Annotated in this window: 12 protein-coding genes; 6 read left to right on the plus strand and 6 right to left on the minus strand. The window is 51.4% G+C overall.

Going from position 1 to position 13,963, the window contains the following annotated elements; genetic code table 11:
• Positions 1-145: 145 nt before the first annotated feature.
• The 6 genes from Q4C79_RS11645 to Q4C79_RS11670 form a co-directional block, all read right to left on the minus strand.
• Positions 146-397, minus strand: a complete 252-nt coding sequence (locus Q4C79_RS11645) for a YfhL family 4Fe-4S dicluster ferredoxin (protein WP_303091189.1) — start codon at positions 395-397, stop codon at positions 146-148.
• 92 nt (positions 398-489) lie between these two features.
• Positions 490-1,062 carry a 16S rRNA (guanine(966)-N(2))-methyltransferase RsmD gene (rsmD, locus tag Q4C79_RS11650; protein WP_303091190.1) on the minus strand — a complete coding sequence of 191 codons (573 nt, stop codon included), beginning with the start codon at positions 1,060-1,062 and terminating at the stop codon, positions 490-492.
• Positions 1,063-1,255: 193 nt separating this feature from the next.
• Positions 1,256-3,565, minus strand: coding sequence for a type I DNA topoisomerase (gene topA, locus Q4C79_RS11655; RefSeq protein ID WP_303091191.1), 2,310 nt, complete (start codon positions 3,563-3,565; stop codon positions 1,256-1,258).
• A 226-nt stretch (positions 3,566-3,791) separates the two neighbouring features.
• On the minus strand, positions 3,792-4,247 hold the full coding sequence (locus Q4C79_RS11660) for a DUF494 domain-containing protein (RefSeq protein WP_303091192.1): 456 nt from the start codon (positions 4,245-4,247) through the stop codon (positions 3,792-3,794).
• A gap of 12 nt (positions 4,248-4,259) precedes the next feature.
• The gene (gene dprA / locus Q4C79_RS11665; RefSeq protein WP_303091193.1) at positions 4,260-5,459 is read right to left on the minus strand and encodes a DNA-processing protein DprA; all 1,200 of its coding nucleotides are present in this window, start codon (positions 5,457-5,459) and stop codon (positions 4,260-4,262) included.
• Between the two features lie 145 nt (positions 5,460-5,604).
• The gene (locus Q4C79_RS11670; protein ID WP_303091194.1) at positions 5,605-6,885 is read right to left on the minus strand and encodes a LysM peptidoglycan-binding domain-containing protein; all 1,281 of its coding nucleotides are present in this window, start codon (positions 6,883-6,885) and stop codon (positions 5,605-5,607) included.
• Between the two features lie 162 nt (positions 6,886-7,047).
• Here Q4C79_RS11670 and def point away from each other — a divergent pair, with 162 nt between their 5' ends.
• The 6 genes from def to Q4C79_RS11700 are packed head-to-tail and all read left to right on the plus strand — an operon-like array spanning position 7,048 to position 13,783.
• On the plus strand, positions 7,048-7,551 hold the full coding sequence (def, locus tag Q4C79_RS11675; protein WP_303091195.1) for a peptide deformylase: 504 nt from the start codon (positions 7,048-7,050) through the stop codon (positions 7,549-7,551).
• A 39-nt stretch (positions 7,552-7,590) separates the two neighbouring features.
• Positions 7,591-8,514 carry a methionyl-tRNA formyltransferase gene (gene fmt, locus Q4C79_RS11680; RefSeq protein ID WP_303091196.1) on the plus strand — a complete coding sequence of 308 codons (924 nt, stop codon included), beginning with the start codon at positions 7,591-7,593 and terminating at the stop codon, positions 8,512-8,514.
• Positions 8,511-9,797 (plus strand): 16S rRNA (cytosine(967)-C(5))-methyltransferase RsmB, encoded by a 1,287-nt coding sequence (rsmB, locus tag Q4C79_RS11685; protein ID WP_303091197.1) that lies wholly within the window; start codon positions 8,511-8,513, stop codon positions 9,795-9,797. Before fmt ends, rsmB begins: the two co-directional genes overlap by 4 nt.
• On the plus strand, positions 9,763-10,359 hold the full coding sequence (locus Q4C79_RS11690) for a DUF4390 domain-containing protein (RefSeq protein WP_303091198.1): 597 nt from the start codon (positions 9,763-9,765) through the stop codon (positions 10,357-10,359). Before rsmB ends, Q4C79_RS11690 begins: the two co-directional genes overlap by 35 nt.
• A gap of 3 nt (positions 10,360-10,362) precedes the next feature.
• Positions 10,363-12,495: a PAS domain-containing sensor histidine kinase gene (locus Q4C79_RS11695; protein ID WP_303091199.1), complete on the plus strand. Its 2,133-nt coding sequence runs from the start codon at positions 10,363-10,365 to the stop codon at positions 12,493-12,495.
• On the plus strand, positions 12,485-13,783 hold the full coding sequence (locus Q4C79_RS11700; RefSeq protein ID WP_303091200.1) for a sigma-54 dependent transcriptional regulator: 1,299 nt from the start codon (positions 12,485-12,487) through the stop codon (positions 13,781-13,783). The genes Q4C79_RS11695 and Q4C79_RS11700 overlap by 11 nt, the downstream gene beginning before the upstream one ends.
• Positions 13,784-13,963 lie beyond the last annotated feature (180 nt).

The following is a 13,963-nucleotide window of genomic DNA, read 5'->3' on the forward strand; positions in this document are numbered from 1 at the left end:
CAACAGATTTACAGTCTGCCCCCTTTGACCGCTCGGGAATCCCACCAAAAGAGAAACGCAATAATACACAGCTAACTTTAACCGGTCAACACACCACAATAAAATTTTCCAACCCATCCATTCAAACAATTCATTCTTAATGGAATTATTTTCCAGCAACCAAGCGTTCGTACTTTTCTTGCAACTGTTCCGGTGTTTCCGGATGCTCTTCATCCACCAAAATACAATCTACCGGACAAACTTGCTGGCATTGCGGCTCATCGTAGTGCCCGACACATTGCGTACACAAATTGGGGTTGATTTCGTAAATTTCTTCGCCTTGGTAAATAGCATCATTGGGGCATTCTGGTTCGCAAACATCGCAATTAATGCACTCATCGGTAATAAAGAGTGACATATACTCAATCCTTTATATTCTTTTGGGTTTAACGTAAAAATTATAGCATATTCGCCTGCAAAACAATCGAAACTGAATTGATCTCAGGCACTCTACTGCTTTCCATGATAATTCAGCAACACAAAACGGCTTACACCGGACTTTCCTTCCCGATGAATGCTGTATTCCGGCGGCCACACCGGCAATTGGGCGGCTTCCAGATAAATGCGTGCGCCGTTGTTCAGGCATCGTGGCAAATATTCGAATAATTCGGACCAATCCTGCCAAGCATAAGGCGGATCAAGAAATACGGTATCAAATTTGAACGGACTTTGTTGCAAATAAAATAAAGCATCGTTGCCGACCACCTCGGTCCGCTCCAATTTTAATGTTTGAATATTCTGCCGCAATTGCTGCGCAGTCTGCCGGTTGTTCTCCACCAAAACAACCTTGCTGGCATGGCGCGAAGCGGCTTCCAATCCGAGCGCGCCGCTGCCGGCAAACAAATCTAACACAGTCTGGCCGGTTAAATCCTGCCCCAGCCAGTTAAACAGTTTTTCCCGCACCATATCGGCGGTCGGCCGCAAACCGTCTGCCGGAGCAAAGCTTAATTTTCGCCCGCGGCAGCTGCCGCCGATGATGCGGACTTGATTTTGGTGTTTGGCATGGGCGGTCTGTTTTTTCATAACCGTATTTTGGATCCTATTTCAATTAAAGAGATGCCTGTCTGAAAAATAAACTTGTTCGGCTATGGCAAACTTTCAGACAGGCATTCGGTTTAACCGTACTGAACAGAATCTTAATGAAAGTACTTGCAATTCAATGCCTGTCTGAAAACAGAAAAGTTTTCAGACAGGCATTTCTCTTTTACCGACAAGCTTATTCTTTCGGTGCAGGCGGCTCAATCTGCTCTTTCCAGCCGCATTCTTTCTGCGGGCAGACTTTTTCCACACCCCAGCGTTTGGTGGTTTTGATGGTTAACACCGGCCATTGGCATTTGGGGCAGGTTTCGGCCACGGGCGGGTTCCAGGTGGCGTAGTTGCAGTCGGGGTAGGTGCTGCAACTGTAAAACAGTTTGCCGTAGCGCGATTTGCGCTCCACCAGATGCCCTTTTTTGCATTGCGGGCATTCGACGCCGGTGTCTTTGGGTTTTTCCAGCGGTTCGATGTGCTTGCATTTGGGGTAGTTGGCGCAGCCGATGAATTTGCTGCCGGTGCGGCTGTATTTGTAAACCAGTTGTCCGCCGCATTTGGGGCATTGGCGGCCTTCGAGTTCGGCCTGCTCGGCGGCTTCCTGTGCGGTGCGTTCGGCTGCCTCTTCGGCGGTTTCGTTAACGTTGCGGGTGTAGCTGCATTCGGGGTAGCCGGCGCAGGCAACGAAGCGGCCGTTGCGGCCGAACTTGATTTGCAGTTTGTGGTTGCCGCATTTGGGGCAGGTTTCGTCGAGTTCTTGGGTGGTGAATTTGGCGCGCTCGATGCCTTCTTTTTCTTCAACCTGTTTGTGGAAGCCTTTCCAGAATTTGTCCATCACCGGTATCCACTCGCGTTTGCCGTTGGCGATTTCATCAAGCTGGTCTTCGAGCTTGGCGGTGAAGTGGTAGTCGACGTATTGGGCGAAGTGTTCGGTGAGGAATTTGTTGACGATTTCGCCGGTGTCGGTGGGGGTGAAGCGTTTTTGCTCAAGGGTAACGTATTCGCGGTCTTTGAGCGTGGAAATGATGCTGGCGTAGGTGGAAGGGCGGCCGATGCCGAATTCTTCGAGCGCTTTCACCAGGGTGGCTTCGTTGAAGCGGGGCGGCGGGGTGGTGAAGTGTTGTTCGCCGTAGATGTTGTCGACGGGCAGGGTTTCGCCTTCGGCCATTTCGGGCAGTTTTTTGTTTTCTTCGCCTTCGTCTTCGTCGTCGGTGCTTTCTTCATACACGCTTAAGAAGCCGGCAAAGGTTTGCACTTGGCCGGTTACGCGGAAGATGCCGTCGCCCACGGCGATATCGACGGTGGTTTGGTCGAATTTGGCAGGAGCCATCTGGCAGGCAACGGTGCGCTGCCAGATCATTTGATAGAGTTTGAACTGGTCGGCGGTGAGAAACGGCTTCACACTCTCGGGCGTGCGGTACACGGAAGTCGGGCGGATGGCTTCGTGCGCTTCTTGGGCGTTTTTGGATTTGGTTTTGTATTGCTTGGCCGCGGAAGGCAGATAATCTTTGCCGATTTTGTTTTCGATGTAGTGGCGGATTTCGGTGAGCGCTTCGTCCGACAGGGTAACGCTGTCGGTACGCATATAGGTAATCAGGCCGATGGCGCCCTGGCCGACGTCGATGCCCTCGTAGAGCTGTTGGGCGGTGCGCATGGTGCGGTCGGTGGTCATGCCGAGTTTGCGCACGGCATCTTGCTGCATGGTGGAGGTGGTGAACGGCGCGGCGGGGTTGCGGCTGCGCTTTTTCTTTTCGATGGCGGCAACGTGCGCGTTTTTGCCCTGCAAGGCGGCGAGCACTTCGGCCTGCGATGTTTCGGAGGGCAGGGAGAATTGTTCGAGTTTTTCGCCTTTGTATTGCACCAGTTTGGCGGTGAATTTGCTGCGGCCTTTGTGGCTGTCGAGATGGAGCGTCCAGTATTCCTGCGCTTCAAAGGCGCGGATTTCGTTTTCGCGCTCGCAAATCAGGCGCAAGGCGGGGCTTTGCACGCGGCCGGCACTCAAGCCGCGGCGGATTTTTTTCCACAACAGTGGCGAGAGGTTGAAGCCGACCAGATAATCGAGCGCACGGCGCGCCTGCTGGGCATCGACCAGGTTGATTTCGATGCCGCGCGGGTGGGCGATGGCTTCGAGCACGGCGTTTTTGGTGATTTCGTGAAACACCACGCGTTGCGGGTTGATGTTTTTCAAGCCGCGTTTGGTTTTGAGGATTTCCTGCAAATGCCATGAAATGGCTTCGCCCTCCCTATCCGGGTCGGTGGCCAGATAGAGGTTTTCGGCTTCTTTGGCGGCGGCGACGATGGCATCGACGTGTTTGGCATTGCGGGCAACCAGCTCGTATTTCATGGCAAAGTGGTTGTCGGGGTCGACCGCACCGTTTTTCGGCACCAAATCGCGCACATGGCCGTAGGAAGCGAGAATTTCAAACTCGCTGCCGAGGTATTTTTTCAGTGTTTTGGCTTTGGAGGGAGACTCTACAATCAATAGGTTTTTTGCCATATTCTTTTTCTCTTCATTGTATGTATGGTTTGCTCACAGCTACACTGCTTGAACCATCCCGTATTGCTTTCTGTTTCAGTTAATCTCAATGCAAACATTGCTGCCGTCGAATAATTTATTTGCCTGCAGGAAAATGTTTCAGGGATAAATATTACCGGCGGCCAATGCCGCCGAATCTTGTTTTTTTTATTTGGTATGCCTGTCTGAAAAACAAGCTTACCGTTTCTTAATGCATCACGGTTTGTCCGTGCAATGCCATCATCAACTCGTCACCGATCAACACCGGCAACTCCGAGCGCTGTATCCACAACACCAGCAGCGACAATACTTTAGCCAAATCTACGGTGATGTCTTCCGGCGGCATGCACAGCAAAGCGTGTACCACCAACTCGCGCTGCGAAGGATTCAAAGCTTGCTCTCGGGAAAGGAAATGCAGTAAATCAATGACTTCCGGCGGAAAAATATCTGTTTCGTCTACAGTATAGACACGCAGTGAATCCGTGAATTCTTGCTTGGCAGAAATGAGCGGTTCTGCCGTTAGAATTTCCAGCAGCATCAATGCATAATTGATTTCCACGCCGTCAAAGCCCACCTCTTCCAATAAAGAGCTCAAGTCATTAGGCGCCGGGCAAGCATCGAAATCCTGAAAATGCTCAATCAAAAAAGCAATCAAATCTGCCATCGTTTTCCTTTCTTACATTTGGGGCGGTTTAATCCGCTGATAACGCCCGCCTGCTACCGCCGCTACTTCACCGGCAAGTTCGCGCTCCAGTAATTCTTTATAAATTTCCGCTGCCGGCAGTTGCAGCTGTTCGGCCAACCAATCCGGATGTACCGGCTCATAGCCCATCGCGTTAAGCATCTTATCTTGCTTATCTGTTTGCACTACAAACTTTTGTTTTTCAGACAGGCATTTTTCCGGCTCGAAAGACTCTGGCAATATGGTATCTCCGGTCTTAACCCGAGACTCCTTATATATAGGATATGATGACACGGGGCTTTTTTGCAACAGTTGCGGACACTCTTGCAAGATATCTTCCAGACTTTCCACTAATTTTGCTCCGTCTTTAATCAGCCGGTGACACCCTTTTGCATGAGGATTATCTATCGATCCGGGTACCGCCAGCACTTCCCTACCCATTTCCGCCGCCAGCCGCGCAGTAATCAGCGAGCCCGACTCCAGCGCCGCTTCCACCACCAGTACCGCTTGGCTCAACGCGGCAATCAAACGGTTACGACGCGGAAAATTTCCGGCCAGCGGGCGGGTATCCAATGGGAATTCCGAAAGCACCAAACCTTGTTCGGCAATCCGGTAAGCCAGTTGCCGGTTGGCCGGCGGATAAATACGGTCTATGCCGGTTCCCCAAAACGCTATCGTAGACCCTCCCGCCTTTAAAGCACCTTCATGCGCCGCCGTATCGATACCGGCTGCCATACCTGAAACCACGCACACGTTTTGCTCAGCCAATGCCTGCCCGAAATCACGCGCAATCCGCAAAGCTTGCGGCGTAGCATGACGGCTGCCGACGATAGCCACCGCCGGTTTCTGCAGCAAAGTGATGTCACCTCGCGCGAATAACAAGGGAGGAGGCGTAATTCCTTCGCTCAATCGCTCCGGAAACTCATGTTCGCACAGCAGCAACAAACGGCAACCGTCCTGCTGCGACCACATTATGGCTGCATCCGCCGCCTGTTGCGCACGCTTATCCGTACCCTCCCAAGCAGCGGCTGCCTGCTTACCATAACGACCAAGCAATTGGCGGATTTCGCCCGCAGGTGCCGACCATACCGCCTGCGCTGAGCCGTAATGCGCCAACAAAGCCAGAAAAGACTCAGGGCCGATATAAGGCGTTAGCGCCAGCTTCACCCATGCACGATATTCCTGCGACTCCATTTTACCCCCGTAAATATAACTTATATGATTATTCGCTAAACAAGTGACATTCTAGGCAAACTCAGGTGTCGATGCAAATCAACGAAATTCGGGCACCCAAACAAAAAGCACGTTGTAAAAACGTGCTTTTTTCTCATTTACCAGTTTACAATTTAGGACGAATATTACTCATAATATTGTACTCATTGTATTCCGTATCGTGTACATCCTGCGGCTCGTTGCGTACATGAACCTTGTCATTCGCCATATTATCCAAATCCTGGCCCGGCTCGGATGCTACATCGCCGATATTAATATTGGTACGGCTTTCCAAAATAATAGCAGAAGCCAAATTCTCACTGGCACGGTACACCATGGCCAAACCTACTTCCTCTGCCGGGATGGATACATATTTCACCACGCTTCTGTTGCGTTTGGCACCCTCTTCCACATCCACTTTAATCTGGCGGCTGCGTTTGTACAAACTCAATACCGTTCCTTTATCCAAGCCATCCGCTTCACCTTTATTCAAAGTAATGGTTTGGAATTGGCCAGATTCGCTGATGCCATCAAAAATGGAAACCACTTTGGCATCAATATGCCGGCTCGGAGAATGCGGCATCATATTGAAATTTTTGATATTTTCATCAACTTTTAACAAGTAGTCGCCTTCGCGGATTTCAGAAACCGCCTCTTCAATTACCATAGGCTGTGCCGTTTGTGTCGGCACTTTCATGAGTGGATGCAGGCGGGTGTAATACTCACCTTCTTGCAGATATTTGGCATCTTTTTCACTGCGCGCATCCAATGCACTATTGGTATACGGTACAGTGCTGGCGATTCCGCTAATCACCACTTCCTGACCCAAGAATTTCTTGGTATCGGGATCGGTAATGTCTTTTACCGCACGGTAAATCAGATATTGGCCCGGTTCGGTAACACCATAGGCATAAACACGATCTCCGCGCGAATACATCAGGCGGTTATCCGGACCTTTAATCAGTTTCGGGGCAAGTTGGGTTTGCAGCTGCGGAATCACTTGCGGATGCTGCATAAACATGCGGTAGAAATTGACATTGATGGTCTGAATGCCATAGCCTGAAGACACTTCGCGCACTCGCGGCGACAATTTCACCAGCGGGATATCATTGTCGGAAGCACCACGCTCAAAACCCAACCGCGGCTGGCCGTTGACGTAGCGTAAAACCAACACCTGGCCGGGATAAATCACATGAGGGTTGCGGATTTCACCGCGATTGGCGCCCCATAAGCGGTTCCACTGCCAAGGGCTGTAAAGAAATTTGCCGGAGATACTCCACAAAGTATCGCCGGGTTTAACTTCGTAACGCGTCGGCGCATCCGGGCGCACTTTCAATCCGGCCGCCATAGCTTGGGCGGAAAATGCTAAGCCTGCGGCGCAAAGCAAGGTTATAATACGTTTTCGCATGACACACTCCCCTTGAAATATAGTCAAACTGTCATCATAAAAATTTTTAAGTAAAACGAACCGATTCACCGGCCCTCGTAAATGCTAACGCGATATTTTACATGGTTTCCCGGTGAGTTCCTAGCGTTTAAGCACAGACACCCATTATATTTAGAAAAGAATATGGCTTTGTTGAATATCTTAAAATATCCCGACGAACGATTGCACACTGTTGCCAAACCGGTCGGCGAAATCGACGAACGCATCCGCACCTTGGTAGCCGATATGGCCGAAACCATGTATGAGGCGCGGGGTATCGGCTTGGCCGCTACTCAGGTCAACGTACACGAGCGCGTGGTGGTGATGGATTTATCGGAAGAGCGTAACGAATTGCGCGTATTCATCAACCCTACCATTACCGTTCGCGAAGGTGAAACCACTTACGAAGAAGGCTGCCTTTCCGTACCCGGCATTTACGACACGGTTACCCGCGCAGAGCGCATCACGGTGGAAGCGCTGGATATCGACGGCAAACCGTTCACCTTGGAAGCAGACGGCTTGCTGGCGATTTGCGTGCAACATGAGCTGGATCACTTAAACGGTAAAGTGTTCGTCGAACATCTTTCGCCGCTCAAACAAAATCGTATCAAAACCAAGCTGAAAAAACGCAGTCGTTTGGAAATGTAACGCTCTGAGCACCCTCATCTATTGCTACCGGGACTTCCCATGAAAGTAATTTTCGCAGGCACGCCTGATTTTGCCGCTGCCGCCCTCAAGGCTATTGCCGAAGCAGGATTTGATATTCCGCTGGTACTCACCCAGCCTGACCGCCCGAAAGGCCGCGGCATGCAACTGCAGGCCAGCCCGGTCAAACAGATGGCCGAAAGCTTGGGGCTAGCAGTGGCTCAACCGACCAGTCTTCGCAACGAGGAAGCCTTGGCACTGCTGCAAACGCAGAATGCGGATGTGATGGTGGTTGCCGCTTATGGTCTGATCCTGCCGCAAGCCGTATTGGATATACCCAAATACGGCTGTCTGAACATTCATGCCTCTCTACTGCCTCGCTGGCGCGGAGCGGCACCTATCCAGCGTGCAATTGAAGCGGGCGATGCGGAAACCGGCATATGCATCATGCAAATGGATGCCGGCTTAGACACCGGCGCGGTGATCAGCGAGCATCGTTATCCCTTAAAACCCAATGAAACTTCCGCTTCCGCTTATCAGGCTTTAACCGAATTAGGCGCCTCCGCTATTGTTACCGATTTACAACAATTGGCGCAAAACGGCAGCCTTTCAGCGGTTGAGCAAACGGAAAACAACGCAACCTACGCACAAAAATTAAGCAAAGAAGAAGCAAAAATCAATTGGCAGGAACCGGCCAAAATAATCGAACGCAAAATCCGCGCCTTCAATCCTGCACCGGCAGCTTGGACCGTGTGGCAGGATGCGCCATTAAAAATCTGGCAGGCCGAAGTAGTGAATCAAAGCGGCCGCTCCGGCGAAGTACTGTCCTTTGATGCGGAAGGATTGGTGGTGGCCTGCGGCGAGCAAGCTTTACGCATCACCGAATTGCAACCGGCCGGCAGCAAACGGATGAATATTACCGCCTTTGCCGCCGGGCGGCAGATTGAAGCAGGCAGCCTGCTATGAGTTTGGCGCAAGTACAATCGCTGGCGGCAAGTACCATAGAAGAAGTGGCCGCCGGAAAAAACCTACAGGAAGTCTTGGCCGCTTTGCGCCATGCCCATCCCGAATTAGGCCTGTCTGAAAAAGGCGCATTGCAAGATATCGCCTACGGCTGCCAGCGTTATGCCGGCAGTTTGCGCTTTATGTTGTCGAAAATGCTGAACAAACCCATCAGCAACAGTCGGTTGGAAAGTTTGTTACTGGTGGCATTGTATCAATTAAACCACACCAGAAACGCACCACATGCCGTGGTCAACGAAGCCGTGGAAAATATTGCCCGTATTGGTAAAGGGCAATACCGTTCGTTTGCCAATGCCATTTTGCGCCGTTTTTTGCGCGAAAAAGAAGCACTCAACAGTTTATGCAAAACCGATGACACGGCAAAATATAATTATCCGCAATGGTGGCAAGCCTATCTGAAAAACCACTATCCCAAACATTGGCACAATATTCTGGCCGCCACCATGCAACCGCCGCCGATGACGTTGCGGGTCAACCGCCGCCACGGAAACAGCGAGTCCTATCTGAAAGAATTGGAACAAGCCGGCTTGGCAGGCAAAGCTTTAGATGACTATGCCGTACGCTTGCACGAAGCCGTATCGGTCAATGCCCTGCCCGGCTTTGCCGAAGGCCGCGTATCGGTACAAGACTGGGGCGCACAACAAGCAGCCTACTTACTGAAACCGCAAAGCGGTGAACGTATCTTGGATGCCTGCGCCGCCCCCGGCGGCAAAACCGGCCACTTACTGGAAATGGCCGACTGCCAGATGACTGCACTCGATATTTCGCCAGAACGAATGGCACGAGTACACAGCAATCTGCAACGCTTAGGCTTTTTATCTGAAAACAAAAATTTTCAGACAGGCATGGTGCAGCTCAAAAGTGCCGATGCCGCCGATTTGGCCGGTTGGTATGAGGGTAAACCGTTTGATGCCATTCTTGCCGACGTGCCATGTACCGCCTCCGGCGTAGTCAAACGCAACCCCGATATCAAATGGCTGCGCCGCCCCGGTGATGCACTGAAAACCGCCCGCCAGCAAGAACCCTTGTTGGACAGCTTATGGAGCGTATTACGCCCCGGCGGGCGTATGTTGCTGGCAACCTGCTCGCTGTTTGAGGAGGAAAACCAGCAACAACTTTCCCGTTTTTTAACCCGACATGCCGATGCGCAATGCAGCGAATCGCGTGTTTTGATTCCCAACGGCAACCAAGATGGTTTTTATTACGCGCTTATTCACAAGCAGTAAATGGCTTTTACTGCTTTTGCCGCTCCTGCTTGCACCTTCATTCGCGCAAGCGGAAGGTATACGCGTGGTGCGTTCCGAAGCGCGTCTGACCGATAACGGCCAGCTGGCCATCAGCAGCCGCTTCCAAACCGATTTGCCCGACCAGCTCAAACAAGCGCTCTCCCAAGGCGTACCGCTGCATTTTTCCTTGAGCTACCAATTATCCGCACCGACCATCGCCGCCTATAAATTCAAACTCGGCCAGATTGTCGGCAGCGACAATAGCGTGAACTACAAACTCTCCTACCACCCGCTGACTAACCGCTACCGCATCAGCGTCGGTACGTTTTCAACCGAATACAACAATTTAAACACCGCCTTGCGCGGCATCGGGGCGATTTCAAACTGGAAAGTACTCAGCAGCGGCGCACTGCAAAACGAATCGCCGTCCAACGTAAAAGCCGAAATCCGATTAATGCTCAGCACCGGACAATTGCCGCGGCCGTTTCAAATAAACGCCCTCACCTCGCAAAATTGGCGGCTGGATTCAGGTTGGCAATCGCTCTCCATCAGTAAGGACTAGCGCATGGCTCCGCGCTTTCTTCCCTATATAGGCCTCTGCGCCGCCATTCTGCTCTATCTGCTGACCTTGGCAACCAACAGCAGCAACCGCCTGTCCGAATATTTCTGGTGGATTATTGCTGCCGCCAGCATTCTGATTCTGATTCTGCTGGCCACCGTTATCCGCTATGTGTGGTTTCTTACCCGTGCCCACCGCCGCAAAGTTTTGGGCTCGCAAATCGCACGCCGTTTGGCTACTATGTTTACCGTCGTTACCGTATTACCGGCTTTATTTCTATTCGGCGTATCCGCACAGTTTATTTCTTACAGCATTAATTCCTGGTTCGGCGACGATACCGACCAAGCGCTCGAACGCAGTCTGAATTTAAGTAAATCGGCACTCAATCTGGCGGTGGACAACTCTTTCGGCCGCGCCCTCAACCTCCAAGCCGAACTGTTCCGCTCCGTTTCGCGCGGCAACAATCCGGCGGTAACGCTCAGTAACTCCCGACTGGCCGAACAATTCGACCAACTGGCATTGTATGATCAGGCGGAAAACAAACTGTACAACGCGCGCAATCCTGCCAACCTGCCTCACCCTGTATTGGAACAGGAAACCAAAGAGCAGATTTCCCACACCGGCTCCACCCGCGGGTTGGAAAACGTGAATAATGTACTTTATGCGCAAGGCTGGTTGGTATTGCCCGAATACAGTCAGCACCAATACCTGCTGTTTTTCCGCAAACGAATTCCCAACGATGTCGCACAGGATGCGATGCTGATTGAATCGGCGCGTTCCAAATACGCCGAACTCAGTTACGCCAAAAAAGGCTTGCGCGATTTCTTCTTGATAACGCTGCTGATTGCCAGCCTTCTTGCCATTATGCTGGCGTTGGTCATGGCCATGATGTTCTCCTACCGGTTCATCGAACCCATTTTGTCGCTGGCCGAAGGCGCGCGTGCGGTGGCTCAAGGCGATTTCTCGCTAAAACGCCCGGTGTTCCGCAACGACGAATTGGGACGCCTAACCCATCTGTTCAATCACATGACCGAACAGCTCAATATCGCGCAGGCAAATGCCGAACGCAACCGCCTACAAACCGAAGCGGCACGCTATTACCTGGAAACCGTATTGGAAAACCTTACCGCCGGCGTGATGACTTTCGATGCAGAAGGGCGTTTGAAAACCTATAACCCCAGCGCAGAGCGCATACTCGGCAGCTCGTTTGCCGGTATACTCGGCACCACTTGGCAATCCTGGGCCAAGCTCTCGCCACAGTTTGCCATCCTGAGCGAAACCATCGGAGCACTCATGGCAACCGCCGAAGGCGACAAAGCCATACAACAACCTTACGCAGGACCCGACGAGGCGCGTATTTTGCTGGGCAAAGCCACCGTATTAAGTGAAGAAAACAATCGGGATACCGTATTGATGTTCGACGATGTCACTACACTGGTGCGCGCGCAAAAAGAAGCGGCTTGGGGCGAAGTCGCCAAACGGTTGGCACACGAAATCCGCAATCCGCTCACGCCCATTCAACTCTCCGCCGAACGGCTGTCTTGGAAACTGGCCGACAAACTGAACGAACAGGATGCCAATATCCTCAACCGCTCCACCGCCACCATTATTAAGCAGGTAGAGGCGATGAAAGACATGGTGGAAGCCTTCCGCAACTACGCCCGTTCGCCTTCGCTCAAATTAGAAAAAGTGGAACTCAACGGTTTTATCGAAGATATCCTGCTGCTATATGAAGGCAGTTCATGTACTTTTTCTTCCAATTTGAGTAATATACCGCTTTACATTGCTGCCGACTCTGGCGCCATACGCCAAGTACTGCATAATATTTTCAAAAATGCAGCCGAAGCGGCGGAAGAAAGCAAGCACCCGGAAGTGAACGTCCATACCCGCCAGGAAGGAACCCAAGTGGTATTGACCGTGACCAATAATGGCAAAAGCTTCAGCACGGAAATGCTGCACCATGCCTTCGAACCTTATGTAACCGACAAACCGACCGGAACAGGTTTAGGGTTGCCGGTGGTCAAAAAAATCATTGAAGAACACGGCGGCCGCATCAGCCTGATCAATCAAGCGGCCGGAGGTGCCTGTGTTAAAATAACTTTACCCGAATTGCTGGAAGAACAAACAAATGAGAAGTAGCGACATATTAATTGTTGACGATGAAATCGGTATCCGCGATTTATTATCCGATATCCTGCAAGACGAAGGCTATACCGTTGCACAGGCCGAAAATGCAGAAGAAGCCCGCCAACTGCGCAACCAAACCCGCCCTGCCATGGTGTTGTTAGACATCTGGATGCCCGATTGCGACGGCATTACCCTCTTAAAAGAATGGGCGAAAAACGGCCAGCTCAATATGCCCGTGGTGATGATGAGCGGCCATGCCAGCATCGATACTGCGGTGGAAGCCACCAAAATCGGCGCGCTGGATTTCTTAGAAAAACCGATTGCTCTGAAAAAACTGTTGGGCACGGTAGACCGCGCCCTCAAATACGGTGAAATGCAAGCCGCTTCCGGCCTCTCGCTCGACAAACTGGGTAACAGCCCCGCCATTCAAACCCTCAACCAACGTTTGGAGCAAGTAGTCAAACAAAGCACTCCGGTACTTTTAGTCGGCGAACCCGGTTCGCCGTTCGAACTGGTTGCCCGCTATTTCCACAAAAACAATACCCCTTGGGTTGAGCCCAGTAAAACCGAGCACATCGTCGATTCGCCGATGGAATTGCTGCAAAAAGCAAGCAACGGTATTCTTTATTTGGGCGACATCGCACAATACAGCCGCAACCTCCAGCAAGGCATTGCTTTTCTGTTGAGCAAAACCGACCGACACAATGTACGCCTGATCTGCTCCTCCAGCCGCTCGCCCGAAGAATTGCGCACCGCCGCACCGGATAACAAACTCTTGCTGGCGCTGGAAAATTGCGAAGTCCATATTCCGCCCTTACGGGAGCAGACCGACGATATTATGTTTTTGGTGAATCAAATTATCACCGAACTTTCCGAAACCCAAAAAATCCCGCTGGTCAAATTCAGTACTGCCGCGCTCAATATCCTGCGCCAATACGAATGGCCGGGTAATTTCGACCAACTGCGCAATATCGTGAAAAACCTGGCGTTAACCGCCGAAAGCGATGAAGTCGGCGAAAGCGAAGTTTCCGCCATTTTGGGGCAACTGACGCCTAACCAGCCGCAAGAAATGATCGGTGGTTTTAACTTCAACCTGCCGCTGCGCGAACTGCGCGAAGAATTGGAACGCCGCTATTTCGAATACCACATCGCCCAAGAAGGCCAGAACATGAGCCGGGTAGCACAGAAGGTCGGCCTCGAGCGCACCCACCTCTACCGTAAATTGAAACAGTTGGGCATCAACTTCTCCCGCCGCCAAAGCACTAACCGCGCCGGGGACGAAGACGAGCAGGATATTTGATATATATCTTTTTGAGAAACAAAATGCCTGTCTGAAAAACTTTTCAGACAGGCATTGGTTTATCCGACGGTTGAGATTTTTGCAGAAATTTCATATTCGCTGCACTGCAACTTTATAACTATAGAGGATTTAATTACTTCGATACAAGGCAGCAAGCCGCAGACAGTACAAGTAGTACGG

The organism is Neisseria sp. (assembly GCF_030523955.1).
Taxonomy (GTDB): Bacteria; Pseudomonadota; Gammaproteobacteria; order Burkholderiales; family Neisseriaceae; genus Neisseria.

Excerpts from the sequence above, each read along its gene's own strand:
- Q4C79_RS11695 (WP_303091199.1), top strand. The coding sequence starts at position 10,363 with ATGGCTCCGCGCTTTCTTCCCTATATAGGCCTCTGCGCCGCCATTCTG.
- fmt (WP_303091196.1), top strand. The coding sequence starts at position 7,591 with ATGAAAGTAATTTTCGCAGGCACGCCTGATTTTGCCGCTGCCGCCCTC.
- rsmB (WP_303091197.1), top strand. The coding sequence starts at position 8,511 with ATGAGTTTGGCGCAAGTACAATCGCTGGCGGCAAGTACCATAGAAGAA.
- rsmD (WP_303091190.1), bottom strand. The coding sequence starts at position 1,062 with ATGAAAAAACAGACCGCCCATGCCAAACACCAAAATCAAGTCCGCATC.
- def (WP_303091195.1), top strand. The coding sequence starts at position 7,048 with ATGGCTTTGTTGAATATCTTAAAATATCCCGACGAACGATTGCACACT.
- Q4C79_RS11700 (WP_303091200.1), top strand. The coding sequence starts at position 12,485 with ATGAGAAGTAGCGACATATTAATTGTTGACGATGAAATCGGTATCCGC.
- Q4C79_RS11670 (WP_303091194.1), bottom strand. The coding sequence starts at position 6,885 with ATGCGAAAACGTATTATAACCTTGCTTTGCGCCGCAGGCTTAGCATTT.
- dprA (WP_303091193.1), bottom strand. The coding sequence starts at position 5,459 with ATGGAGTCGCAGGAATATCGTGCATGGGTGAAGCTGGCGCTAACGCCT.
- Q4C79_RS11645 (WP_303091189.1), bottom strand. The coding sequence starts at position 397 with ATGTCACTCTTTATTACCGATGAGTGCATTAATTGCGATGTTTGCGAA.
- Q4C79_RS11660 (WP_303091192.1), bottom strand. The coding sequence starts at position 4,247 with ATGGCAGATTTGATTGCTTTTTTGATTGAGCATTTTCAGGATTTCGAT.
- topA (WP_303091191.1), bottom strand. The coding sequence starts at position 3,565 with ATGGCAAAAAACCTATTGATTGTAGAGTCTCCCTCCAAAGCCAAAACA.
- Q4C79_RS11690 (WP_303091198.1), top strand. The coding sequence starts at position 9,763 with ATGGTTTTTATTACGCGCTTATTCACAAGCAGTAAATGGCTTTTACTG.